At 64.5% G+C, this 24,053-nt stretch carries 17 protein-coding genes; 7 read left to right on the top strand and 10 right to left on the bottom strand.

What is annotated here, in order from left to right:
• Nucleotides 1–36: 36 nt before the first annotated feature.
• Nucleotides 37–1,542: a serine hydrolase domain-containing protein gene (locus AB4118_RS25115; RefSeq protein ID WP_441492297.1), complete on the bottom strand. Its 1,506-nt coding sequence runs from the start codon at nt 1,540–1,542 to the stop codon at nt 37–39.
• Between the two features lie 131 nt (nt 1,543–1,673).
• Nucleotides 1,674–3,224 (bottom strand): ABC transporter substrate-binding protein, encoded by a 1,551-nt coding sequence (locus tag AB4118_RS25110; protein WP_441492296.1) that lies wholly within the window; start codon nt 3,222–3,224, stop codon nt 1,674–1,676.
• A gap of 439 nt (nt 3,225–3,663) precedes the next feature.
• On the opposite strand from AB4118_RS25110, the gene AB4118_RS25105 reads away from it, so the two are divergent.
• A complete protein-coding gene (locus AB4118_RS25105; protein ID WP_441492295.1) occupies nt 3,664–4,551 on the top strand; it encodes a GntR family transcriptional regulator in 888 nt (295 codons plus the stop codon).
• Nucleotides 4,552–4,615: 64 nt separating this feature from the next.
• Here the strand turns inward: AB4118_RS25105 and AB4118_RS25100 are convergent, their stop codons facing one another.
• The 3 genes from AB4118_RS25100 to AB4118_RS25090 form a co-directional block, all read right to left on the bottom strand.
• Nucleotides 4,616–6,211: a gamma-glutamyltransferase family protein gene (locus AB4118_RS25100; protein WP_441492294.1), complete on the bottom strand. Its 1,596-nt coding sequence runs from the start codon at nt 6,209–6,211 to the stop codon at nt 4,616–4,618.
• A 132-nt stretch (nt 6,212–6,343) separates the two neighbouring features.
• Nucleotides 6,344–7,882 (bottom strand): ABC transporter substrate-binding protein, encoded by a 1,539-nt coding sequence (locus AB4118_RS25095; protein WP_441492293.1) that lies wholly within the window; start codon nt 7,880–7,882, stop codon nt 6,344–6,346.
• Between the two features lie 43 nt (nt 7,883–7,925).
• On the bottom strand, nt 7,926–8,789 hold the full coding sequence (locus AB4118_RS25090; protein ID WP_441492292.1) for an alpha/beta hydrolase family protein: 864 nt from the start codon (nt 8,787–8,789) through the stop codon (nt 7,926–7,928).
• 105 nt (nt 8,790–8,894) lie between these two features.
• On the opposite strand from AB4118_RS25090, the gene AB4118_RS25085 reads away from it, so the two are divergent.
• Nucleotides 8,895–9,512 carry a GntR family transcriptional regulator gene (locus tag AB4118_RS25085; protein ID WP_441492291.1) on the top strand — a complete coding sequence of 206 codons (618 nt, stop codon included), beginning with the start codon at nt 8,895–8,897 and terminating at the stop codon, nt 9,510–9,512.
• A gap of 110 nt (nt 9,513–9,622) precedes the next feature.
• Here the strand turns inward: AB4118_RS25085 and AB4118_RS25080 are convergent, their stop codons facing one another.
• Nucleotides 9,623–10,270, bottom strand: coding sequence for an SGNH/GDSL hydrolase family protein (locus tag AB4118_RS25080; RefSeq protein WP_441492290.1), 648 nt, complete (start codon nt 10,268–10,270; stop codon nt 9,623–9,625).
• 217 nt (nt 10,271–10,487) lie between these two features.
• Between AB4118_RS25080 and AB4118_RS25075 the strand changes: the two genes are divergently transcribed.
• Together AB4118_RS25075 and AB4118_RS25070 are read left to right on the top strand one after the other, a co-directional pair.
• Nucleotides 10,488–10,805: a hypothetical protein gene (locus tag AB4118_RS25075; RefSeq protein WP_441492289.1), complete on the top strand. Its 318-nt coding sequence runs from the start codon at nt 10,488–10,490 to the stop codon at nt 10,803–10,805.
• Between the two features lie 583 nt (nt 10,806–11,388).
• Complete coding sequence (locus AB4118_RS25070; protein WP_441492288.1) at nt 11,389–14,361, top strand: autotransporter family protein; 2,973 nt, start codon at nt 11,389–11,391, stop codon at nt 14,359–14,361.
• Nucleotides 14,362–14,528: 167 nt separating this feature from the next.
• Here the strand turns inward: AB4118_RS25070 and AB4118_RS25065 are convergent, their stop codons facing one another.
• Nucleotides 14,529–16,154 (bottom strand): MFS transporter, encoded by a 1,626-nt coding sequence (locus AB4118_RS25065; RefSeq protein ID WP_441492287.1) that lies wholly within the window; start codon nt 16,152–16,154, stop codon nt 14,529–14,531.
• Nucleotides 16,155–16,674: 520 nt separating this feature from the next.
• On the opposite strand from AB4118_RS25065, the gene AB4118_RS25060 reads away from it, so the two are divergent.
• Complete coding sequence (locus tag AB4118_RS25060; protein WP_441492286.1) at nt 16,675–17,115, top strand: HD domain-containing protein; 441 nt, start codon at nt 16,675–16,677, stop codon at nt 17,113–17,115.
• Between the two features lie 218 nt (nt 17,116–17,333).
• Here AB4118_RS25060 and AB4118_RS25055 read toward each other — a convergent pair whose 3' ends face one another.
• From AB4118_RS25055 to AB4118_RS25045, 3 genes are all read right to left on the bottom strand, one after another.
• Nucleotides 17,334–19,736, bottom strand: a complete 2,403-nt coding sequence (locus AB4118_RS25055) for a multicopper oxidase family protein (protein WP_441492285.1) — start codon at nt 19,734–19,736, stop codon at nt 17,334–17,336.
• Between the two features lie 288 nt (nt 19,737–20,024).
• Nucleotides 20,025–21,077, bottom strand: coding sequence for an alpha/beta fold hydrolase (locus AB4118_RS25050; RefSeq protein WP_441492284.1), 1,053 nt, complete (start codon nt 21,075–21,077; stop codon nt 20,025–20,027).
• Nucleotides 21,078–21,332: 255 nt separating this feature from the next.
• Nucleotides 21,333–21,665, bottom strand: coding sequence for a potassium channel family protein (locus AB4118_RS25045; RefSeq protein WP_441492283.1), 333 nt, complete (start codon nt 21,663–21,665; stop codon nt 21,333–21,335).
• 371 nt (nt 21,666–22,036) lie between these two features.
• Here AB4118_RS25045 and AB4118_RS25040 point away from each other — a divergent pair, with 371 nt between their 5' ends.
• Nucleotides 22,037–23,095 (top strand): hypothetical protein, encoded by a 1,059-nt coding sequence (locus AB4118_RS25040; protein WP_441492282.1) that lies wholly within the window; start codon nt 22,037–22,039, stop codon nt 23,093–23,095.
• A 376-nt stretch (nt 23,096–23,471) separates the two neighbouring features.
• A complete protein-coding gene (locus AB4118_RS25035) occupies nt 23,472–23,894 on the top strand; it encodes a hypothetical protein (RefSeq protein ID WP_441492281.1) in 423 nt (140 codons plus the stop codon).
• Nucleotides 23,895–24,053: the final 159 nt, after the last annotated feature.

Raw genomic sequence — 24,053 nt, 5'->3', positions numbered from 1 at the left:
CGATCCGCCCCCGGGTGGTGCCCCCGGGGGCTCGTCTCAGGCTGCTGCCCGCGACAGCGCACCGTTCAACGTCGGGTGCTTCGTCAGGCCGGCATTGACGTTGACGCTGCGGTCGAGCTCGACCGTGTCGCCCTCGATGCGGAGGATGACGGTGTCGCAGAACACGGTCTCGACATAGCGCCACGTCATGACGAAGGTCGCCTCGTCGCGCCAGACGCCGCTTGCGATCACCCGCATGAGGTCCGGCTGGTAGGCGTGATGCAGGTCCTGCCCGCTCATCGTCGTCTGGCCTTCGATGCCATGCCCGAGGCCGAGCGTGATCTTGTGCGTGCCGCGGTGGTCGACGAGACGGAATTCGCAGTGCCCTGCCGCGAAGCTCAGCGACGCTTCCGATACGTGGTTGGCATTCGGCGCGAAGCGAATGGTGCGGCCGCTGATCTCGGACGCGCGAGGGCTCTGCAGCGCTCCCGCCTCGACCGGCATCGCCAGCGTCGCCAGGCGTGACGAAAGGGCCGCGTCGGCTGCCGCGGAGCCCGGCTGCGTCAGGGCCGGGAACAGCTCCGCCCAGACCGTGCTCAGAAGCCGCTTCTCGCTCAGCGGAAGGGCCGCGGTGATCGTGATCGCGGCGCGTTGCTCGGGCAACAGGATGTAATATTGCCCGAAGACGCCGGCGGCGCGGGTGCCGCCATGGGGCGTCATCCACCACTGGTAGCCATAGCCCGGGCGGATATCGGGCACGCCAGCGGGATCGGCCGGGCGATAGCGCTTGCCGTCGAACGACATCATCTCGAATTCGCCGACATGATTATGCCGTGTCGCCCGGACCCAATCGGCCGGGATCACCTGCTGGCCGTTCCACATGCCGTCCTGGAGATGCAGGACGGAGAACTTCATCATGTCCTCGGCGGAGCAGCTCAGCCCGTTCCCGCCGGTGCTGATGCCTTCCGGCGAGACATCCCAGCTGATCTCCCCCATGCCGAGCGGGCGGAACAGGCGCGGTTCCAGATAGTCGCTGACGGTCTGCCCGGTCAGCTTCGTGACGATGGCCGACAGCATGTAGCTGGAGCCGCTGCTGTAGACGAAGCGCGTGCCGGGGCGTTCGACGACCGGCTCGTTCAGAAACGCCTCGATCCAGCTTCCGGTGAGGTAGCGCCATTCGCCGCCGGAGAGGCCGGTGCGGTGGCCCGTGCGCATGGTCAGCAGGTCCTTGACCGTCATCGCTGCGAGGTTCGGGCTGATTTCGGCCGGCAGATGCTCGGGGAAGAAATCGACGACCTTGTCGTCGAGGTCGAGCAGCCCATCGGCATGGACGAAGCCGACCGCGACGGCCGTCCAGCTCTTCGTGGCGGAATGCTGCATATGCGGGCGGTCGGGACCGAACGGCTTCCAGAAAGCCTCGGCAACGACGGCATCGTCCTTGAAGACCATGAAGCTGTGCAGTTCGAGGCCGGCGAGCTGCACAGCGTCGAGAAAGCGCGTGATCCCGGCAGCGTCGACATCGCGCGATGAAGGCGTCGCCCGCGGCAGTCGTGTCAAAGTCATGGTCCAATCCTGTTCAGCGGAAAGAGCGTCAGGGGCGGTGCGCCCGGCATCCGCGCCTGACGAGAGAGTTTGGGGATGAGCTTCGGCACCGGCGCCAGCCTGTCGGCCATCATGGCGGTGCCCGGCATGGGCTACCTGGCGATGGAGACACCCCAGGCTCGCGGTTGCCCCATGGCCCAGCTCCTGTACCCAGAGACATAGGAGCGGGCAGCGCTGGTCCGGACCTCCGAGTAGAGCACGATCATCGGAACATCCTCGCGAAACATCACCTCGAGCCCGTCGATGATCGCCTGACGCTGCGCCGGGTCGGCGACCTCCATGCTTTGAGCAAGGAGCTTTTGCGCCTCGGGGTTGTCCCAGGCCTTGCGGGGCTGCTCCGCCTTGGAACCGGTGAACATCTCGAAGGACAGCGACGGGTCGAGCCGCGCGGAAAAGCCGTGCGACATCAATTGATAGGACCCCGCGAGATAGCGGTCCTGCTGCGCGCCCCATTCCAGCACGTCGAGATCGATCGTGATTCCGGCCTCCCTGGCCATGGCCTGCGCGATCACCGCCTGGTCGAACATGCTCTGGTAGCGCCTGTTGGTGATCATCCTGATCGGCTGCCCCTTGTAGCCCGCCTCCGCCAGAAGTTTCCTGGCGGTGGCGAGATCGCGCGCGATCGGCTGCGCTTGGAGCTTCCGGTGATAGGCGCTCGCCGGCGGGATCGGTGAGTTGTTGGGCTTGGCCGTTCCCTCGCTGACCTGGTCGACCAGGACGGGCAGGTCGAGGGCGAGCTGCAAGGCGCGTCGGATGCGGACATCGGACAGCAGCGGATCCTTGGTCTGGATCAGGATGTCGTTGACATTCATCACCGATGCCGAGTCCAGGGTGACGTCCTTATTGGCCTTGTACTCGGCCAGATCGGCGTTCTGGACATCGAAATTGACGTCGATATTGCCCGCCAGCAGGGCTGCCTTCGCCGTCGACTCATCCGGGATGATGGCGAAGCGCAGCTTTTGGAGCGTGGTGGACTTGTTGCCGGTGAGGCCGTCCCGCGCCCCCGGCAAGGCGGAATATCTGTCGTTGCGGACCAGATCGATGAACTGGCCGCGCCGCCATTCGCCGAGCTTGAAGGGTGCCGTCGTGACGGGCGCAAGCCATTTGCCATCGGGGCCGAGCGAGCTCCTGTGGTAGATGCCGGTGCCGCCGCAATCGGGACGGGCCAGGGTCCCGAGGAAGAGCGCGGAGGGTTTTGCAAGCGTGAATGTGACGGTTCTGGCGTCCTTGGCGACGACATCCGTCACCTTCACGGCGCCGCGCCCATCGACCTCGGAGAGGCAGCGCCATCCGGTGGCGGGATCGGTGTAGCGCTTCCAGGCGAACAGCACGTCGTCGCTGCCGACCGGCTCGCCATTGCTGAAGTGGAGATCGTCCCGCAGCACGAAGGTATAGGTCCTGCCGTCCTCGGAGACGCTGATCGATTTCGCCAGGAGCGGACCGACGCTCGCATCCTCCCTGAAGGCGACCAGCCCTTCGAAGAGATGGTTCTGGACCGCGTCGGTATTGGCATCGCGATTGACGCCCGGATCGAGCGAACGGATATCGGCGTTGAGGCGAAGGCGGAGCGGCTGCGCCTCCTGGGCATTCGCGATGCCGGCCAGGAGGCCGGAGGACAGTACCAGCAGCGTGGGCAGTCTCATCTTGCTCCCCTCGTTTCTTGAGTTGGCTTCAGCTCCACGGGGCCATCGCTCCGCGGCCCATGGGCATGATCGATTCAAGGCCGCCGATCGTGCCGTCTCACTCGGGAATCCGACGGTTGCGCGCGGCACTTCGATCCTCGTTTCCGGCGAACAGACCGCGATGCGCGGCCTGGCCAGAATGCTCAGCGCGCGGATCAGGCGCCCTGCGACGCCAATGGCTGGCATCCGGATCGCCGGGTGGCCAGCGCCCTGCCCGCTGCGATCCCGCGTGCCCCCGCCGCATGGGCGGCCGCGCTGCCGCGACGGGCTGGCGATTTCACTCGGCGGGCAGTGCGAGGAAAACGGCATTGTTGCTAAGCTCTCCCCTTCAAGGGCTGCCCGGGCCCGCCGCAGCCTTGACGAGACGTATCAGAATGTTTTTTGTGATACAATGACCATTATGAACAATGAAACCAGCCGCCAGCCCACGCGCCTCCAGGAAGAGCTCGCCGGGCGCATCATGGATCTCGCCCGCGCCGACGGCGTCGCTCCGGGCGACCGCCTGAACGAGAAGACCCTGTCCGAGCGCCTGAACGTCTCCCGCTCGCCGGTGCGCGCCGCGCTTGATCTGCTGGCCACGCGCGGGCTCGTCATCCGGCGGCCGCAGCGCGGCGTCGAGCTGCTTGCCGCCTTGCCGGCGGAAGCGACCGCACCCGGCGAACGCTCCGGCGATGACGACCTGCTGGTGCGTATCGCCGCCGACCGGGACAATGGCAGGCTTGGCGACGACATCTCGGAAACGGAGCTGATGCAGCGCTACGATGCCGTGCGCCCCACGGTCCGCAGGGCGCTCGACCTGCTTGCCGATCTGAAGATGGTGGAGCGCAAACCGGGCTATGGCTGGCGGTTCCTGACGCGCTGGAGCGCAGAACTACGCCGGGAGAGCTACCGGTTCAGGCTGATCATCGAGCCGGCCGCGCTTCTCGAGCCTGGATTTGCGCTCCTGCCCGGCTTTGCCGAAGAGATGCGGCGCCAGCACGATGAAAGCCTGTCCCTGCCCTGGAGCGAATCCTCCAGCGTCGCCTTCTTCGAGATGAACGCGGCATTCCACGAGGGCCTGGCCGAGGCCTCCGGCAACCGCTTCTTCCTCGAGGCCATGCGACGCCAGAACCGGCTGCGGCGTTTCTCGATCTATAACTGGAAACACGGCTTTGACCGCGTGCGGGCCAACCACAGCGAGCACATGGAGATCCTGTCGAGGCTGGAGGCAGGAGATGCGGAACTGGCCGCCGTACTGATGAGGCGCCATCTGGAGATCGCTGTCAGCATGATCCCAACCTCGCCGTAAGTGTTTTTTCTTCTGAAGAAGTTATTTTAACGGATTGCTACAGCCGCTTAGTCCCGCCCATTGGCTACCATCCCAGCGCACAGCCATCCTTGCGGGGATCGGAGGCGCCGATCAGCGAACCTTTAGCCCAGTCGATCTGGATCGCCTGGGCGCCACCGATCGGCCTCGCGGCCGCCCTCACCTCGAAGCCGCGGCGTTCCAGCTCTGCGCCGTGGCGCGCGAGCAGGGCCCGCTCGGCCTCGACGATGCGCGTGCCCGGCAAGGCAAACAGGCGCGGGAGCGCCATGGCGCTCTGCATGTCCAGGCCATGGTCGAAGAGACGCGACAGGAAATAGGCATGGCCCATCGCCTGGTAGTGACCGCCCATGACGCCGAATGGCATCGTCACGCGGCCGCACTCGGACACCATGGCTGGGATGATCGTGTGCATCGGCCGCTTGCCCGCTGCGATGGCATTGGGGTGCCCCGGCTCAAGCGAAAAGCTCTGCCCCCTGTTGTGGAAGAGCACGCCGCTCGTCCCGCAGGCGATGCCGCTGCCGTATCCCGAGAAGAGCGAGTTGATCAGGCTGACCGCATTGCGGTCCTTATCCACGACGCAGACATAGACGGTGTCCTTGTGGACCACGTCTTCGAAGCTCGGCAGGTTGAGCGCACCCCCCTTCGGGTCGATCCTGGCCGCAAGTTCGTCGGCAAACCGGTCGGAGAGAAGATGGGCCACGGTGGCGGCGCCCGCGTTCGGCGTGTCACCGAGAAAGCGGTTGCGGGCGGCATAGGCAAGGCGCGCGGCCTCGATCTCGACATGCAGATTGTCGATCCCGAGCGGGTCGCCCTTCAGCGTGAAGCGCGAGAGGACGTTCATGATCAGCAGCGCGATCACGCCCTGTCCGTTCGGTGGACATTCATGGACCTGCCGACCGCGAAAGCTGCTCGAAATCGGCGTGACGTATTCGCCCTGCGCAGAGGCGAAGTCCTCCAGGCTGTGCAAGCCGCCGTGTTCCCGCAGGGTCTCCAGCATCGCTTCTGCGATCCTGCCCCTGTAGAAGGCTTCGGGACCGTTCCGCCCGATCGCCTCGAGCGTCGCGGCAAGCCTCGGCTGGGAATGGAGCTGCCCGAATTCCAGAGCCCGGCCCTCAGCGAGAAAAATCTCACTCGCAGCCTGGTTGGCCCTCAGCCGTTCGACGGCATGGCGCAGATCATAGGCGACGCGCGGCGTGATTGCGTAGCCGTCCCGCGCCAGCGCGATCGCCGGCTGCAGCACTGCGCCGAGGTCCAGCCTGCCATGGTCTGCGACGAGCCGGCCCCAAGCCTCGACCGCACCTGGTACCGTGACAGAATGCACGGACTGGCCGTCGATACGCTCAACGCCGAGCTGGTTCAGGCTGTCGATCGTCGCGGCGGCCGGCGCGCGGCCGGCACCGTTATAGGCGATGATGTCGGCGGAGCCTCCCTTGGACAGCAGCGCGAAGCAATCGCCGCCGATGCCCGTCGAACCGGGTTCGACAACGCCTTGCACGGCGACAGCGCCAACGGCCGCATCGACGGCGTTGCCGCCTTGCCGGAGGATGTCGATCGCCGTGAGCGTTGCCGCCGGATGGGAAGTCGCCGCCATCCCGGACCTTGCTGCGGCCAGGGACCGTCCGGATTGTTCGAAATCTCGCATCGTTTCACTGCGCCAGGGAAGAGGAGTGCGTTGCGACGCCAGGGTGCGTCAGCGCTGCCGCGACCTTGGGGGCCGCGGCGTCGATAGTGGCTGATTGACAGCCGGCGGCGTTGGCGCGCGCGGCCTGTTCGGTCAGTTCTTGGCCACGCCCCACAGGATGAGGTTCGATGCCCAGGGCGCGAGCCCCGTGATGCGCTTGTTATGCGCAAGGCAGTCGATGTCGTTATGCGTGAAGATCACCGGCACATCCTCGAGCAGCATCGCATGCAATTCGTCGAAGATCGGTTGGCGGACCGCAGCATCGGTCGTCTGGCTCGCCTTCTCGATCAGCGCGAGGGCCTTCGGGTTTTCCCAGACCTTGCGCGGCTGCTTGTCCTTCGGGCCCGATATCTGCTCGAATCCCAACGCCGGATCGAAGCGGGGCGAATAGGTGATCGACGCCATCATCTGATTGCCCTTGTTGTAGCGATCGAGTTGGGTCGCCCAGTCCAACACGTCGATATCGACATTGAGGCCGACCGACCGCCACATCTGCTGGGCAATCACCGCCGAATTGAAGCTCGGCACCGTCGCGCGCTTGTTGGCGATGATCGAGATCTTCTCGCCCTTGTACCCAGCCTCCTTCAGCAGGGCCCGAGCTTTCGCGGGATCGTATGAAAATCCTTTTTTCTCGACCTGGCCGAAATACTGCGAGGTGTCGTAGACCGGCGAATTATTGACCTTGCCCAAGCCGCTGGTGACGGTGCCGACCAGCTCTTCATAGTCGATGGAAATGGCCAGGGCCTGCCGAATTTTTACGTTACTCAACAGCGGGTCGCGCGTTTGAAGAATGAACCCATGCCTGACCGGGTTTGTCCCGGTCTTGATGTCGAGATTTGGATTCTTGCGGACCTCTGACACTTCACTCTCGGGGACCGAGGAAATATCGATCGCGCCCGACTGCAGTCCGGCCTTCACGGTGGCGCCATCGGGAATGGCGAGGATCCTGACCTCCTTCACCAGCGCCTTCTTCGCGCCCAGGAAGCCGTCACGCTTGTCGCCCTTCGGCGATGCATAGCCGTCAAAGGCCAGGAGCTGGACGGATTGCCCGCGCTTCCATTCGCCAAAGCTGAACGGTCCGGTTCCGATCGGCTTGTCCCAGGAGCCGTCGGCCTTCACCGAGCTCTTGTGCACAATGCCGGTTCCGCCGCAGTCCGGGCGGGACATGGTGTCGAGGAACATCGCGTCCAGCCGGTCGATCGTCAGCACGAAGGTATCGGGGCTCGGAGCCTCGGCTGACACAACCTTGGTGCCGTTGCGACCGTCGAAATCGGCAAGGCAACGCCACTCCGTCTTTGGATCCATGTAGCGGTTCCAGCTCCAGAGCACGTCGGCGGAGGTCAGTTCCGCCCCGTTGTGGAAACGCACGCCCTTGCGGAGCGTAAAGGTATAAACCTTGCCATCTGGTGAGACGTCGACCTTCTCCGCAAGGAGTGGGCCGGGGATTCCTCCCTGCGAGTAGCCGACGAGACCCTCGACGACATGCAGCATGACGATATCGGTGTTGCCGTCCCGGTTTACTCCAGGGTTCGAGCTGCGAATGTCCTGGCTGAGCGCGGCGGTAATGGTCTGCGCAATTCCGGGGGATGAGAGGAGAGGTAACAAGCAGGCCGAGGTGAGCAAGCGGTTCATGAGAATCCCCTTCTTTCTCTTTTTCGTCGAGCAACAATGGTATTCAGGCAGCCTTCACCGCTTCGGCGCGGCGCCTGGCAAGAATGGTGGCGAAGAACTCTTCGACGCGGCTGACGGCCTTCAGCCCGTCATGGGCCATGTTTGGCACGAGATCGAACCGAACATTGATCTCGTGGGCCTCGAAGGATTTGCGCAACAAGGCGAGCCGTTCCGGGCGGGTTGCGCCGGCATGATTGGCATCCAGCATCCAATGGGGACCGCCCGGCTTATGGGTGATCTCCCATGTCTCCAGATCCGCGTCGCCGACGATCATCTGGACCGGGACCTGCCGCATGGCATCGAAATCGACCGGCGCGCCAAAGAGTTCCGCGACATTGCGGGTGCCGACCCACCAGTCGCGCGTCGGATCGAGCAGCGTCACGGAACCTGGCGCGCCGATAGCGACCGCCCATAGCCGATTCGGCTGCAGCATCAGGAAGCGATGTGCGAAGTGGCCGCCACCGGAATAGCCGAACAGGCCGAAGCGGTCGCAGGACAGGCCGTAGCGCTGCACGACTTCATCGACCACTGCGAGCAATGCATGGTCACAGCGGATCGAACCCTCGCGCATGTATTTGAAGCCGTCGCGATTGCCGTCGCCGAGCGGCCCGATCGGGAAGAGCGGCGCTAGCACGATGCAATTGTTCCAGCGGCCGAACGCGGAGAAGGCGTCGCGATACTCCGTGAAGCTGCGCCCGGTGCCATGCATCGCCACGACGAGTTCTACGCTTTCGGGCCGGCTTTCGACGCTGCTGGGAACGTAGAGGCAATAGCAGAAGCGCGGATCGGCACTGCTGGCCGCGGTCGGCGTCACCCCGAGTTCGAACACGTGGAGCCTGCCCCGTTCTCCAACACGCTCTTGGTCCATGACCCATCCCCACGTCACACCAAAATTGGTACCAATTTTATTGCAGATTGATTTTGGCCCCGCAAGGGCTATTCCAGCGTGCCATCAGCATTTCGGACCGACAGGATGAAGCGACCACTGGCTGCAAAGATTGTCGAAGCGATCGAAGCGGGCGAGCTACGGCCTGGGGAATGGCTGCGGCAGATCGATCTCGAGGAGAAATTCGAGGTCGGCCGTTCCGACGTCCGCGCGGCCCTGGATGAGTTGGTCGTGCGCAAGACGATCCAGCATGTGCGCAATCGCGGCTACAGGGTCGCCATCGTCGACGACACCACCCTGAATGAAATCCGCACCGTCAGGGCGATCCTGGAGCGCGGCGCAGCGCCCCTGATCATCCAGAACGCCACCTCCTCCGACCTCGAAGAACTCTGGAAACTCGCCGATATATTTTCAGAGGCGGTGAAACTCGGCGGTTATCTCGATCGCAGTCGCACGAACCGCGATTTCCATCGCAAGTTCTTCCGCGTCTCCGGCAATACAGTTCTCGAAGAGGCGATCTGGGCGCTTCGCGAACGATCGCGCGCCGAGCCGCTGACCTTGTGGACGTCCCATGAGGCGCTGGTCCGCAGCGACAAGGAGCATCATGCGATCGTCGCCGCCCTGGCAGTGAAGGACGAGGCGTTGCTGTCGGCACTGATCGAGAACCATGTCATCAAGGGACGGCATGGCGATGATGAACGCTGACGTGAATCTGAAACATCGGCCCGAAAAGTGGGTTGCGGTTTTCGGGGTAAGGCCGATGCAAACACGAAGGGTTAGATCATCGGACCGGACATGATTTCCGGTCCGATGATCTAACTCGACGCTTCGATGATCGAGGCGACGACAGGCACGAGCGCCAGCCCGATATTGCAGGTGTTTTCGGCGTCCAGATGAACACCGTCGATGACCGAAGCCTTCGCGACCGATGCGGCGTTGAAGAAGCTGCAGCCGCGGCGTCGGGCGACCGCTTCATATTCCGCTGCCAGGCGTTGCGACTCGGCAATGTCGCGCCCGCCGGCGGGCAACCCGTCCGCCGCGCGCGACGCAGCGAAGATCGGCGGCGATACCACCAGGACCTTGGGCGCCGCTGCATCCCAGCCATAGGGAAAGCTCTGCGCGATCTCGATCAGCCGGTCGATTCCCGCTGCAGCGCCCGCGGCCCGCCCGCAGATATGCGGCTTGAGATCGTTGGCGCCCAGCATGATGATGAGCAGATCGAGCGGATAATGGCTGCCGAGCAGCGTCGGCAGGATCCGCGCGCCATTCCGGTCCGACGGCGACATATGATCGTCGAAGCAGGTTGTTCGTCCGCCCAGCCCCTCAGTCACGACGGTCGCGGCGCCCCCTAGCCCGGCTGCGAGCACATTCGGCCATCGATCCTGAAAGGCATGCCGTCCGCCCCGCTGGTGGTCCGAACCCCAGGTAAGGCTGTCCCCGAATACCAGAATGTTGAAGCTCATCATTCGTTCCACATTTTGCCGATCACGGGTCAACACTGCCGAGGAGCGTCCGACTGCTCTTCCCGGCCGGACGCATTGCCGTATCCGCCGGGACGAACGCGATCAAGCCTGTCGCAGATCGCGGGACGACGGAGGCATGGAAGCGGGTAGCCGCCCCTATCCCCTTGTGGCGAGCGTGGGACGAGGGACCAAGGGCTCAACTAGGAGGCGCTGCCCCATGGACAGCCGCAGCACGGCATGGAACGCTACGTCAGGCTGGGGAGAGATTGCCGTGAAGATGAGCTTGGTCGTGAGCAGCGTGCTGTTTGGCATGCTGGGTTTGGCCTCGGCTGCGTCAGCGCAGTCGGGCGGCACGAGGCCGGAATGCAGGGGCGTCAAGAATATGCGCGCCTGCAGCTGTGCTCTCAACAATGGTGGCTCGATAACTGCCGATCCGCATCGCCCGGGCAAGATCAAATGGAACGCAGCACCCCGGCGCACGCCCGCGCATATGGCTTTCATGAACTGCACCAATCGATCGGGGCGCGGTTCCTAGGACTTTAGGACGCATGATCCTCAAGCGCATTCTTGGGCCCCTGCTGCTCTACGCGCTGTTTTTCGCAGCGAGCTTCAGCGCCAGCTTTGCCGGCCTCATCTGGCTCACGGGCGTGCCATGGGCCTCGCCGCTCGCCGAAGGACACCGGATGCTGGCGGTCCTGTCGTTCATGACGGCCGGCGTTTGCCACGGACCGGTTCTGGCGTGTGCTTCTGCTCGGCGAATAGGTCTGCGACCGGCGGCGGCAGTCGGGGGCCCTTCGGTTGTGCCCGGAATGGTTGAGAGCAGACATTTTGAACGGAAGGAACCCGGAGCTTCCGCCTGGCAGGTATTGACAGGATACGGGGACCGGGCGGCTCCTCAGTCGCTTTTCCGGTCGACTAGATGCTCAACCGGCTTCATCATGCCCTGACTCGGCTACAAGCGGGGCGTGCATATGGGGCGATGGCTTCGAGCGACCGGGGCAAGGCGACATTCCGCTCACGGCCCTGTTTCCGCCCTTGCCTCCGGTCTCATCGGGTTCTTCGCGTCCCTGCCCGCGCAGGCACAGTGCGCACCCGATCCGCCCGGAGCCGGGGCGATCGTGACCTGCTCGGGTACGGACGCCGATGGTTTTGCGGCGCCGGCCAACACCCCCGTCACCATCACGGTCGCGCCGGGCGCAACCGTCCAGCAGGCGCCGGCGACCGGTCAGGCCGTCACCTTCGGGCTGAACACGGCCGGAAACCTGCTCAGCAATAATGGCTCGATTGTCTCGACCGGAAACGCCGTCACAACGTTCACGGGCGTGACCTTCCTGTCCGGGACCGGGGCCGGCACGAGCATATTCAATAATCTCGGCATCATCTCCGCGACGAACGCCGGAGCCGGCAATGCGCTCGGCATGTCCTTCCTGCAGGGCAATGCGGCCTCCACTATCCAGATCGTCAATGCCGCCGGTGCGACGATTGCCGGGACTGCGACGGGAGGCGGCGCAGGCACAGGCGTGAACCAGAATTTTGCCGCCGGCGCTTCGACGCGCGCATTGGTGATCGACAATAGCGGGATCATTCGCGGAACGACCAACGGCATCGCTGCCGGCACCGGCGCCTCCAGCCCGGCTCAGACCATCACCATCAACAATGGCGTCCGCGGCGCGGCCGCGCAGATCAACGGCGGAACCGGCCCCGCAATCACCTTTGCCGGCAACGGCCTCAACACCCTCAACAACCTCGCGACCGGCACGATCAACGGCACTATCGTGAGCACGGGGAACGCGCCGCTCGTCATCGACAATTCCGGCATCATCAACGGCAATGTCAGCCAGGGCAACGGCGCCGATACCTTCATCATGCGCGGCGGCGTGGTGAACGGCACTGTCGACCAGGGCAGCGGCCTCGGCGACGGCGTCGACCGCTTCGTGATGACCGGCGGCACGATCAACGGCAACGTCAACCAGGGCGGCGAACTCGATTTCGCGACGGTGTCCGGCGGCGTCATCACCGGTGGGCTGAACGAAGGCGACTTCGTCACGGTCACCGGCGGCCAGATCGGCTCCATGGACATGACGCTCGCCAACAATGTGCTGACCATGTCTGGCGGGCTGGTCGTCACCAACGTGCTGGCTGCCCAGAACAACGACACGCTCAACCTGTCCGGCGGGCGCATCGGCGGCTTCGTCAATTTCGGTAATGGCAACAACGTCTTCACGATCACGGGGGGCAGCGTCGGCGGTTTCCTGCTCAGCGGAACCGGAACCGACACGGTGAACTGGACCGGCGGCGGCGTGCTCGAATCCGGCTTCCGGCTCGGCGCGGGCAACGACGTGGCCGTCTTCACCGGCCTGACGGCTGCGAATATCGTCTCGACGGCCATCATCGATGGCGGGCCCGGCGTCGATCGGCTGACCTGGAACAATACGAGCGCCACCGGCGTCGCGCGTTTCATCAACTGGGAGCTGTTCGAGCTCACCAACAACTCGCAGCTGACTTTCGCGAGCGCGCTGACCCTCGGCGATGCGGGAACCGGGACGGGCACGCTGTCGATCGATGCGACCAGCACCGTCTTCGCCGGGAATGGTGTGCATGCGATCGCGCCCTTCACGCCGGGCCAGTTGGTGACGGTCGCCAATGCCGGCACGTTCGATCTGACCAACGGCCCGGCCGCCGCGAGCGACAGCCTCACCATCATCGGCAATTATGCCGGCCAGAATGCGCGGATGCGGTTGCAGACGGTGCTCGGCGATAGCGCCTCGCCATCGGACCAGCTGATCATCTCCGGCGGCTCGGCGAGCGGGCAGACCGGGATCACGATCCTCAACCTCGGCGGAACCGGCGCCCTGACATTCGGCAGCGGCATCAAGGTGGTCGACACCCTGAACGGCGCGACGACCGCAGCTGGAGCCTTCAGCCAGGCCGGGCCGATTGCGGCCGGCGCCTTCGAATACGCGCTCTATCGCGGCGGCATCGCGGCCGGCACCGAGCAGAATTGGTATCTCCGCTCCACCCTGCCCCCACCGACAACCGTGGTGCCGCAGCCACAACTGGCTGCAGGCGCCGAGAATGCCATCCTGGCGCCGTCGCTGGGCGCGCCGACGATTGCAAGCCCGGACGGGCCGGTGGTTGCGCTCTATCGTCCGGAAGTCGCGACCAACGCGATCACGCCCGCGACCGCGCGCATGCTGGCGCTTGGTACGCTCGGCACCTTCCACGAGCGCCAGGGCGACCAGGACCTGCTTCTGGGAACAGGCATCGCCTCTGCCGGCTGGGGACGCGTCTTCGGCCAGCATCGCGAGCAGCGCTTCTCGGGCGATGTCAGTCCGGAGTTCAAGGGCAGCATCATCGGCCTGCAGACCGGCCTCGATCTCTACGGTGTCGACTGGCTAAGCGGCCATCGCGACCGTTTCGGCGCCTTCTTCGGCTATGGACGGGCCGAGGGTGATGTCCGCGGCTTCGCCCTTGGGCAATTGCGCGCCTCCACCGGCAAGCTCGGGCTCGATTCCTACAGCCTTGGCGCCTATTGGACCCATGTCGGGCCGGCCGGCTGGTATCTCGACACCGTCTTGATGAACAGCTGGCTCAATGGCACGCCCCGTTCCGACCGCGGCATCCGGTCGGACGCCGATGGCACGGTCTTCACCGGCTCGGTCGAGGCGGGCTACCCGATCGCGCTTGGCGGCGGCCTTATCCTGGAGCCGCAGGGCCAGCTCATCTGGCAACGCACATCGTTCGATCAGACCCGGGATCTGTTTTCCGCGATCAGCCAGGACAGCAGCGACGCGCTGACGGGCAGGATCGGCGCGCGACTGCGCGGCAGCCTGCTCTGGGGCACGACCGAGATCAGACCCTATCTCACCGCCAATCTCTGGCGCAGCTTCGGCGGCAACGACAAGACGCTGTTCGACACCAACCTCGTCACGACACAACGCGGCGCGACCGCATTCGAAATCGGCGGCGGCGTCACCGCGCAGGTCACGCAAGCCATCAGCCTCTACGCCAAGGCGAGCTATCTGACGAATGCCGATTCGAACCGTAGCCGCGGCTTCGGCGGCAATGTCGGGCTGCGCGTGACATGGTAGCGGCGATCGGGGCCTGACATCCGCCGCAGCCCGTGCGCCCGGCCCACCCGGGCGTGGAGATCACTCGCACGGCGTCAGTGAAGCCGGGTTCGCCCAATGACCGTCGAAAAGCCCCGCCTGGAGAGGCGGGGCTTCCATACGTGGCGCAAAGCCCGAGTTGGTGGCCGCTACATCTTGTAGATGTCGCGATCCTTGGTCTCCGGCAGGAAGATCAGGCCGATGATGAAGGTCATCATCGCGATGATGATCGGATACCAGAGGCCCGAGAAGATGTTGCCGGTGGCCACCACGATGGCGAAGGCGGTGGGGGGCAGGAAGCCGCCGAACCAGCCATTGCCGATGTGGTAGGGCAGCGACATGCCCGTATACCGAATGCGTGTCGGGAAGAGCTCGACGAGCAGCGCGGCGATTGGCCCGTAGACCATCGTCACGAAGATAACGAGAAGGAACAGCAGGCCGACAAGGGTCAGTGCCCGGCCATCCGCGAACAGGGCTCCCAGCGACTGAACCTTCAGGATCGATGCATCGCCGGCCTTGGGATACCCGGCGGCGTAAGCCGCATCGACGACCGCAGCGCCTGCCTTCTCGCCGGGATTGGCGACATCGGTCCCATTCACCTTGACGGCGACCGGTGAGCCGGCCGCGCCGGGCTTCAGATCATAGTGCATCGAGGTCGACGCGAGCGTGCGCCGGACGAGGTCGCAGGGCGCAGTGAAGACGCGCACGCCGACCGGGTCGAACAGCGAGCCGCAGGTTGCGGGATCGGCGGTGATGTCGATCTTCACACTCTCCGTCGCGGTCACCAGCTTCGGATTGGCGACGGTGGCGATCTTGGTGAAGAGCGGGAAATAGCTCAGCGCCGCGACCAGCAATCCAGCCAGCAGGACCGGCTTGCGGCCGATCTTGTCCGACAGGCTGCCGAAGAAGACGAAGAAGGGCGTGCCGAGCAAAAGCGCCAAGGCCAGGATCAGGTAGGTCGTGGTCGCGTCGACCTTCAGCGTCTGCGTAAGAAAGATGAGCGCATAAAATTGCCCGGCATACCAGACCACGGCCTGGCCCGCCGTACCGCCGAGGAGCGCGATGATCGCGATCCTGGCGTTGGACCACGTGCCGAACGCCTCGGTGAGCGGGGCCTTTGACTGGCTGCCTTCTTCCTTCATGCGTTGGAAAGCCGGCGATTCAGCGAGCTGCAACCGGATCCAGATGGAGAAGCCGAGCAGGATGATCGAAAGCAGGAACGGCACACGCCAGCCCCAAGCGTTGAAAGATTCGGTCGACATGCTGAAGCGCAGCCCCAGGATGACCGCCAGCGCCAGGAAGAGGCCGAAGGTTGCGGTGATCTGAATCCAGCTCGTGTAAAAACCGCGACGGCCCTGCGGGGCGTGTTCGGCGACATAGGTCGCGGCGCCGCCATACTCGCCGCCGAGCGCCAGGCCCTGTAGCAGGCGACAGACGATAAAGGCGATCGGGGCCGCGATGCCGATCGTGGCATAGCCAGGCAGGACGCCGACGAGGAAGGTCGCGAGGCCCATGATGGTCATGGTGACGAGGAAGGTGTATTTGCGGCCGACCAAATCGCCAACTCGGCCGAACACGAGGGCGCCGAACGGCCGCACGGCGAAACCGGCTGCGAAGCTGAAGAGCACGAAGATGAATTTCGCCGTATCGTTGTCACCGGGCACGAAACTGGCGGCGATGTTCGCGGCGAGCGGGATGGTGAGGTAGAAATCGTACCACTCGAAGACCGTGCCGGCCGACGAGGCGATGATGACCTTGCGTTCTTCCCTGGACATCGGTCGGGGCGCGTCAGCCGCCCCCGGTGCTTGCGCAGCCACGTTCATAACGCGATCTCCCTGCTCAATCCCCCCGCAGCCTGATCATTCGGGCCGGATCAAACGATTGCCCGAGATCTGCACTTGCGCAATCCGGCACTTAGTCTTGCATCGTTTGTCGTACGACTAGACTCAGAATTCGATGATCGGAACCAGACGATGACGGCTGTGGCGGGATAGATGGCCGAGAAGAAAATGGGGGCGTATCAGTCGTAATCTATGGCGATGCGCCTCCACTCTTTGAGTTTGGCGAAGAGGTTCGCGACCTTGTGGCGCTGGCGATAGACCGCCTTGTCGTAGGAACACGGGATTTTTCGGCTTCTGCTCGATGGAATGCAGGGTTCGATATCTCTGGCACACGGCGCCTGGCTGGACGGTGGGTTGAGACGGGCCTCTTGGAGACCGCCCAGGCGCCGATCACGTTCCACCTTCTTGCCGGACACCTTACGGCCTAAGCTGTGGCATCGGAGGAGAGTGAACGATGGCTACCCTTGAACGCGCGATCGGCATTGCGGCTGAGGCTCACGCCGGCCAGCTCGACAAGACCGGCGCACCCTATATCGCGCACCCGATGCGGCTGATGGTGCGCTTCCTGGCAGGCGGGAATGAGGAATCGGCGATCATCGCGGCGCTGCACGATGTCGTGCAGGATTCCAAATGGACCTTCCACGACCTTCACCGCGAGGGCTTCTCCCAGGAGATCCTGTCTGCGCTCGAAGCCCTGACCCGTCGCGACGGCGAGGAATATGTGGACTATATCCGGCGCGCCGCAGCCCATCCGCTGGCGCGCTTCGTCAAGGAGGCGGATATCCGCGACAACCTGGCGGAAGAACGGATGAACAAGGTCTATGACCGCGAGAGGCTTTTCAACAAATATTCCGCGGGGTTGCGCGTGATCGCTGAGACACCGCTCAAGCGCTAGGGCGCAATCCCTGAAACAGCAGCCGTCACCAAGGGCGACGGCTGCCATGGCTGTCTTTGGATCGGCCCGAAAACCGCAATCCACTTTTCGGGCCGATGCCTTCGTGTTGGCATCGGCTCTCCCGAAAACCGCGATCCACTTTTCGGGCCGATGCCTTCGTGTTGGCATCGGCTGTCCCGAAAACCGCGATCCACTTTTCGGGCCGATGCCCGGAGCCCTCAGCCAGCGCTGGCGAAGCGCGTGCTGCGCGGATCGCCCTCCGGCAAGACCTCGGGCTGCTTCCAGACCACGCCGTTCGGCGTCGGGATCGGCGTCATCGTCAGCTGGTATTGCGGCTGGCCGCGGAAGTTCGGGTCGCCCGGCTGCTCGGTCTGGATCTGGTAGCGCAGCAGCATCGCGAAGTCCTCATGCGCCGTGTTGTGGCAGTGGCTGACATAGGCGCCGCCGAACTCGCCGAAGCGCACCTGGAACTTGACCCGGCCGGAAGGCCGCAGCCGCCAGACATCCTTGCGCGCCAGCCGCTCCGTTGCCGGGATCGGCGCACCGCCGCGATCGATGGTGACGCCCTCCTCGAAATGCAGGTGGATGGGATGATCCCAGCCGCCACCGCCATTGATCAGCGTCCAATGCTCGACCTCGCCCGGCTTCGGGATCAGCATCGAAATCCGGTTGGCGTTGAGCGAATGCGCGTTCTCGCCATTAATCTTGATCGTCCAGGGGAAGCTCGCGATGTCGCCGCATTCAGGGATGCACTGGCCGTCGGCGCCCCGTGAATCGCCGGTGCCGGATCGTCCGAACTCGATCACCCGCTCACGGACCGGTGCGACGATCGGGATCTGGGTCGTCAGCGTCTTCGTGCCCGTACGCCAGTCGGGATCGGCGAAATTGGCGCTGCGATCGGCGTCGAGCGGGTTGCTGGCATTGTAGAGCTTGCTCGGATTGTCGACGCTCTGGAGCTGGTTCACCACCCGGAACTCCAGGAAGGGACCGATGCAGGGGTCGTCGTCATCGCCCTTGAAGGCCGAGGCTATCGAGACCGGCCCCTTGGGGAGACGCCCGTCGGTCTGCTTCAGCAGGTTGACCAGATAGACGCTGTCACCGGGCTCGAAGGCGGCGAAGTCGACGACGATGTCGAAGCGCTCCGCCACGCCCATCTCGTCGGTCTCGGTCAGGGCGATCGGGTTGACCAGCAGGTTGCCGTCATTGGCGATGAAGTAGAACGGCACATTGGTCATGCGTGCAAAGCGCCGGCTCTTGTTGACCGCCAGCGCCAGCTTCATGAACCGCGCCATCGCCGCATTCAGGATGCGGAAGCGGTAGCGCCGCGGCAGCACCTCGAAATAGGGGTAATAGGTGCCGTTGACGCAGAGCATGTCGCCGAGGAAGCCGTCAGTGTCGAAGATATCGAAGCGGGCCTGGCCATTGGCGTCGAAGGCGGGGTTCGAGACCGCCAGATTCACGTCGAAATCAAGATTGCCCCATTTCAGCTGTGAGCCGCTGGGCAGCCGCAGGTTGATGCCGTCATTGAGGTCCTCGCGGCCGCGATCGGGGCCGCTATAGATATTGCACAGCCCGAAAATGCCCTTGTGCACGTTCTCGGCGGTGAAGAAGAAGCGATGGTCGTGGAACCAGAGGCTGCTCTGGATCTCGCGGAAATCGCCGGGGACCTGGACCAGGCCCTCGCGGTCATCGGGCCCCGAGCATTTGCGGGCATAGTCGCGGTCGCCGGTCAGCCAGACATTCGGCATGTCGCGCCGGGCCATCGCCATGCCCCAGTGGTAATCGTAGAAGGTGCCGGGGAAGTGATAGGCGTTGCAGGCACCGTCGCTTTCGGCGCCGTTATGGGCGTTATGGAGATGGATCGAGATCTCGTTGCGCCCAAAGCCGCCATTCTTCCTCCGGTCGACCGGCAGATCATTATAGATCCGGGTCAGGATCGGCTCGCCATAGCGCGCCTTGATCAGGGTCGGCTGGCCGATCCCGGTGCGCAGGCCGGCGGTCCGCCCTTCCCGGCCAGGCGCGCGCGGCCCGAAGGTCCACATCGAGGTCGCCGCCTGTTCCGGCATGCCGTCGCAGAAATAGCAGCCGGCCTTGACCTGCCCGAGTGAGAGCAGATAGCCCTTCTTGGGATAGAGCTCCTCCCAACGCTGATGCGCAAAGAATTCGCCGGGCGGGCGGCCCTCGAACGGCCCCGCATTGGTGACCGGGTTGCGGTAGAGCCCACCGCCCGAGTTGGTGTAATCGGTGTGGTAGGAGAAATTCTTCGCCGGCAATTCCTGCGCACCCGAAGCCCCGCCCCAGGCGGCGTCGCCATTCGACATGCGCGTCAGCGGCACGGGTTTCAGCACCTCTGGGCGCGGCATCAGGTCATGGAACTTGTCGACACCGAAGGTCGGGCTGCGCGGCGCGCCCGTCGGCACCTGGGCATAGGCACTCCTGGCAAAGGGACTCAGCCCATTCTTGGCGACCAGCAGGCCACCCGCCGTGAAATAGCCCCAGCGCAGCAAATCGCGCTTGGTGATCTCGCCGACCGACAGCGCCTTGACGATCTCGAGCCGGTTCTCGAGAGCACGCTGGGCCTCCCTTAGCCGTAAACCCTTGGTCAGACGCGGTAGATACATGCCGACCTCCCCCGATGCCGCAATTGCGGCAGAAATACCGTGCCGGTGATAGCTGGAGGACGCCGCGAATTGTAGAGATGATGGTCGCTCAATCCGTGCGGCGAAGGTCAGACCACGAATCTATACTTACGATGGGGCCGCGACAGCGCTCTGCGCAGTCCGGCGCCATTCGGGGCGCGATGCCCGGATTCAGGGCAGGAATCCGCCTTCGATCGCGCGCCCGCTCGCGCCAGGAGCCCCTCTTCCGTCCCCATGAGGCCGGCAAAGCAGCGGGCTCCCGATCAGCCGTCAGAGCCTGTCGGCGGCGATCACCGCTTGGGCGAAGGGCTGCGGCGCCTCCTGTGGCGGATTATGGCCGATGCCGCCAGTGAAGAGCCGGTGCTCGTATTTTCCGGTGAACCGCTTCGCATAGGCGGCAGGCTCCGGATGCGGCGCGCCATTGGCATCCCCCTCGATGGTGATCGTCGGCACGCCGATCGTTGGAAAGGCGGCGAGCTTCTTTTCCAGCTCGTCATATTGCGGCTCGCCCGCGGCCAGGCCGAGCCGCCAGCGATAATTATGGATCGAGATCGCGACATGGTCGGGATTGTCGAAGGCCGCGGCCGAGCGCGCGAAGGTCGCGTCGTCAAAGGCCCATTTCGGCGAGGCCAACTCCCAGATCAGGCGCGCGAACTCATGCGTGTATTTCGCGTACCCCGCCTGCCCGCGCTCGGTGGCGAAATAATACTGGTACCACCATTGCAGTTCGGCCTTCGGCGGCAGCGGCGCCTTGTTCAGCTCCTGGCTGCCGATGAGATAGCCGCTCACCGAGACCATCGCCTTGCAGCGCTCCGGCCAGAGCGCGGCGACGATATTGGCGGTCCGCGCGCCCCAGTCATAGCCGGCGAGGACCGCCTTCTCGATCTTCAGCGCATCCATCAAGGCGATGAGGTCACGGCCCAGGGCCGCCTGCTGGCCGTTGCGCGGCGTGCCGTCACTGAGGAAGCGCGTCGTTCCATATCCGCGCAGATAAGGCACGATCACGCGGTAGCCGGCCCCGGCGAGAAGAGGAGCAACCTCGACATAGCTGTGGATGTCATAGGGCCAGCCATGCAGCAGCAGCGCCGGCGGACCATCCGCCGGGCCAGCCTCGGCATAGCTGACCTCGAGAACGCCCGCCACGATCCGCTTCAGCGGAGCAAACGAGGCCTGCACGCCCTGCCCCGCGCTGCCCGCAGGTGTGACGGAGGGTGGACTGGTCTGGGCGCGGGCACCGCCGATCGCACTGAACGGGGCAAGTGCCGCTCCGAGCGCCAGGGCGCCGAGGACATTCCTGCGCGGGTGATCGATCTGCTCGGGCATGGCTCTTCTCCCGATGGCTTGAATGGTAGGGGAAGGACGCGGAGCCATTGTATCCCGGCTGCGTCGCGGCGCAGCCGAAATCGAAATCGCGCGTCGGATCAGGCGGTCGCGATTCCGGGGGAAAATCGGCTCGCCGCCGTTGCGCAGCCATCGCGGGCGTCGGCGGCCGGCGTGACGGCGGTCGTTCCGGCCACGGCGATGCTCGCACGTGCACACTGAGCTCGCATGCACCTCACGAAGCAAGCAGGCGGAACCCTATTTGTGCTCGGGCGGCTCGACTTCCGTCGCTCGCAGCGCCTCGACAGTGACAGCCGCAATAAGCCCGGTCATCACGATGCCGGCGAAACCGATCACGACGGCAAGCATGCGCGAGCTGAAATGCGTCGGCGTGAAATCCCCATAGCCGATCGTGAAGCCGGTCACGAAGGTGAAATAGAGGGAGTCCCCGATACCCCAGTCCTCGATGCGCCCGATCAGAAATCCCGGCACGAGCATGGTCGCGAGCACACCGGAGAGAACCGGCCACATCACGCGGAAACTCCCAATCAGCGCGAAGAAGAAAGCGTGCCGCTTCTGCCTGGCATCCATGGATCTGAGAACCGCGTAAGATTTCGTAAGCCGAGGATAGCCTCGCCGAGCAGTAATTGCCAGTTGCAGAGAGCTACGCGTGGCCGGCGCCGGACGTTTCCGCGACGCGTTTCGCTGGCCTCGCCAATCATTGCCCTGGTGCACGCGCAACCTGACAGGTCGCGTCAGGTAAATGTCAGGTTCATCGGCGTAGGGTTCGCCGGTCGCCGCACCTGCATGCCCCAGAAACCCTTCACGCACCTGCGAAGAACACAGCGAACACGACGTCATCCAAAGCGTATTCGGCCGGCTCGCCCTGCCGAGCGATGCTGCTGGAATACGCATCCGGCCCAAATCGGGACTGTCAATCATAGAACCCAGGGAGGTTACTCATGGTCATGCGACGTATTTGCCATTTTCGCACAACGCCCTGCGCACGGGCAGCGGGTGAGAGCGGTCGCGCGAGCGGTCATCTGGGAACCGTCGCGCTGGTCGCGCTGCCGCTGCTCCTCGCAGCAGGCTCAGCCCAGGCCGCGTCATCGGAAGGGTGCGAGGGCGGCGGCTTTACCGTGCTGGGACGCACTCAGAATGCCACCCTCCCCGCCAGCGCTCTTGGGACGAGTTTTCGGGTGCAGGGCAAATATGCCCAATTCGATGTCGACTCGGCGACCCTCGGCATCCGCAACTTCACGCTGACCGGTGCGCCAAATCCCCTCGACATCACGGGAGGAGTGCCGACCCCGGTCTTCGCCAGCAAGCTCCCCGACCATCGCGGGTTGTCGCTGACCAGTTCACTCACCGTCGAGATCAAGGAGACCGAGATCGAGATCGGGAGAACGGGCCAAAACCTCAGCATGAAGATTCAGGCAAAGGACTGCGCGACTGGCGGCATATTCCAGATGGAGGTGGAACGCGAAGATGGAACGCCGACCCTCTTCACCCATATCCTGGCGGAGGGCGCCAACCCTCAACTGAAGGCGTTCTATTTCGACAATCGCAACTTCCGGAACCGGGAAGGCGACGAGGTTCCCTACAAGGACATCACGGTCACCGTCCCGGCCCGCGTCAATTTCGGCAATAACTTCTCCCGCAAGTTCGTCGGCAGGGACAGCCCTCAGGTTGCCACGCGCAGGTCGGAACCGGACTGCGTGAACCTGATCGCCACCCGCGTCCCCAACAGCCCCGCGACCGTGCGTCATTGCGGCGGCGTATCCCGCTGGGACGTGGCGAGTGGCGGTCGCATGGGCCAGGTGATGGGCGAGGATGCGGTCGAGGTCGCTCCGCCAGCCACGGAATGCGTCAAGAAATGCCAAGCGCAGAACCGGGTTCGCGGCCGGTCAACGGTCCTTGGTTTCCCCTTCCCGGTCAATCCGGAAGACCAGCTCCAGCCGCGCTTCCCACGGCAACAGCAGGCGGGCGCAACGCAGACGGTTGCGACAAACCCGCAATAGGCGGGCAGGTCCGGACAGCCCGAGCCCTATAGCGAGCGCGCCACGCGCGCTCGCCGGCGTTCATTTTTGAAAGCGGCGAACATGCCAATCGAAATCCCGCACGAGAATCCGGGATTTGATAGACGGCCTACCTCTTCATCGTCCCCCGGCAGCCTCCCTAGTGAAAGCAGAGCGTTCGGCGCAGGAACTGCTCAGCGCCTGAAGGAGACCGATCGAGGCGGCGCATCTGGCCTCACCCGTGAGGTCCTGTTCGTCGGCGATCTGGTCGGCCGCCTCGGTTCGAAACGCCGGGCGGCTCTGAAGGCATCCCCACCGGCAACCGGCAGGACCGATGGGCCAGCGAAACCCGCCGTGCGATAGCGGGATGGAGCGGCCGATGGCCAAAACCAGCGCCCCGCCGTCCGGCAGAAGCGGCGGGGCTCAGGCAGTCATGACGCCAGAAGGGGATTGCGGCGCCGGGACGCCCCACAAACACATGACGGCGCCTCCGGTTCCATGCCTGCCCGGACATTCGCGCCGGCTCGAAGATTTCGCCAGTTTCGATGAGACGCCGCGTGCAGTCGGCCCGCCCGCAGACGATGATGACGCGTCAGGCGTGGGCCCTGAACTTTTGCAGCGCACGCCTTGCCAGGTCCTCATCATCAATGGCGATCATCACCAGGTTCCCGACAATATAGGCCAATCGCTCCCGTTCGAGCTGCAGGTCGTGGCCGTCATCAAGGGCTGGCCTGATGGCCTCCCAGGCCGCATCCAAGGCCGCCTGGGCGCGCGCAATGTCCACCGGATCCGTGAGCGATGAGAATGGCATGGTCGCTCCCCCAACACCAAACTACATCGGAAATCTGGCCATCGCGCTCAAGAATGCAAGCACTGCGTTCGCCGACAAAAAGCCCGCCCCCCTTGTGTCTTGGGACTCAGAGATCTTGGGGTCTCTGGGAGATGCCGGGATAACCCGCAG

The sequence above is a fragment of the Allobosea sp. 2RAB26 genome (genome assembly GCF_052115465.1).
GTDB lineage: Bacteria > Pseudomonadota > Alphaproteobacteria > Rhizobiales > Beijerinckiaceae > Allobosea.
This window is presented reverse-complemented; position numbering and strand designations above follow the sequence as displayed.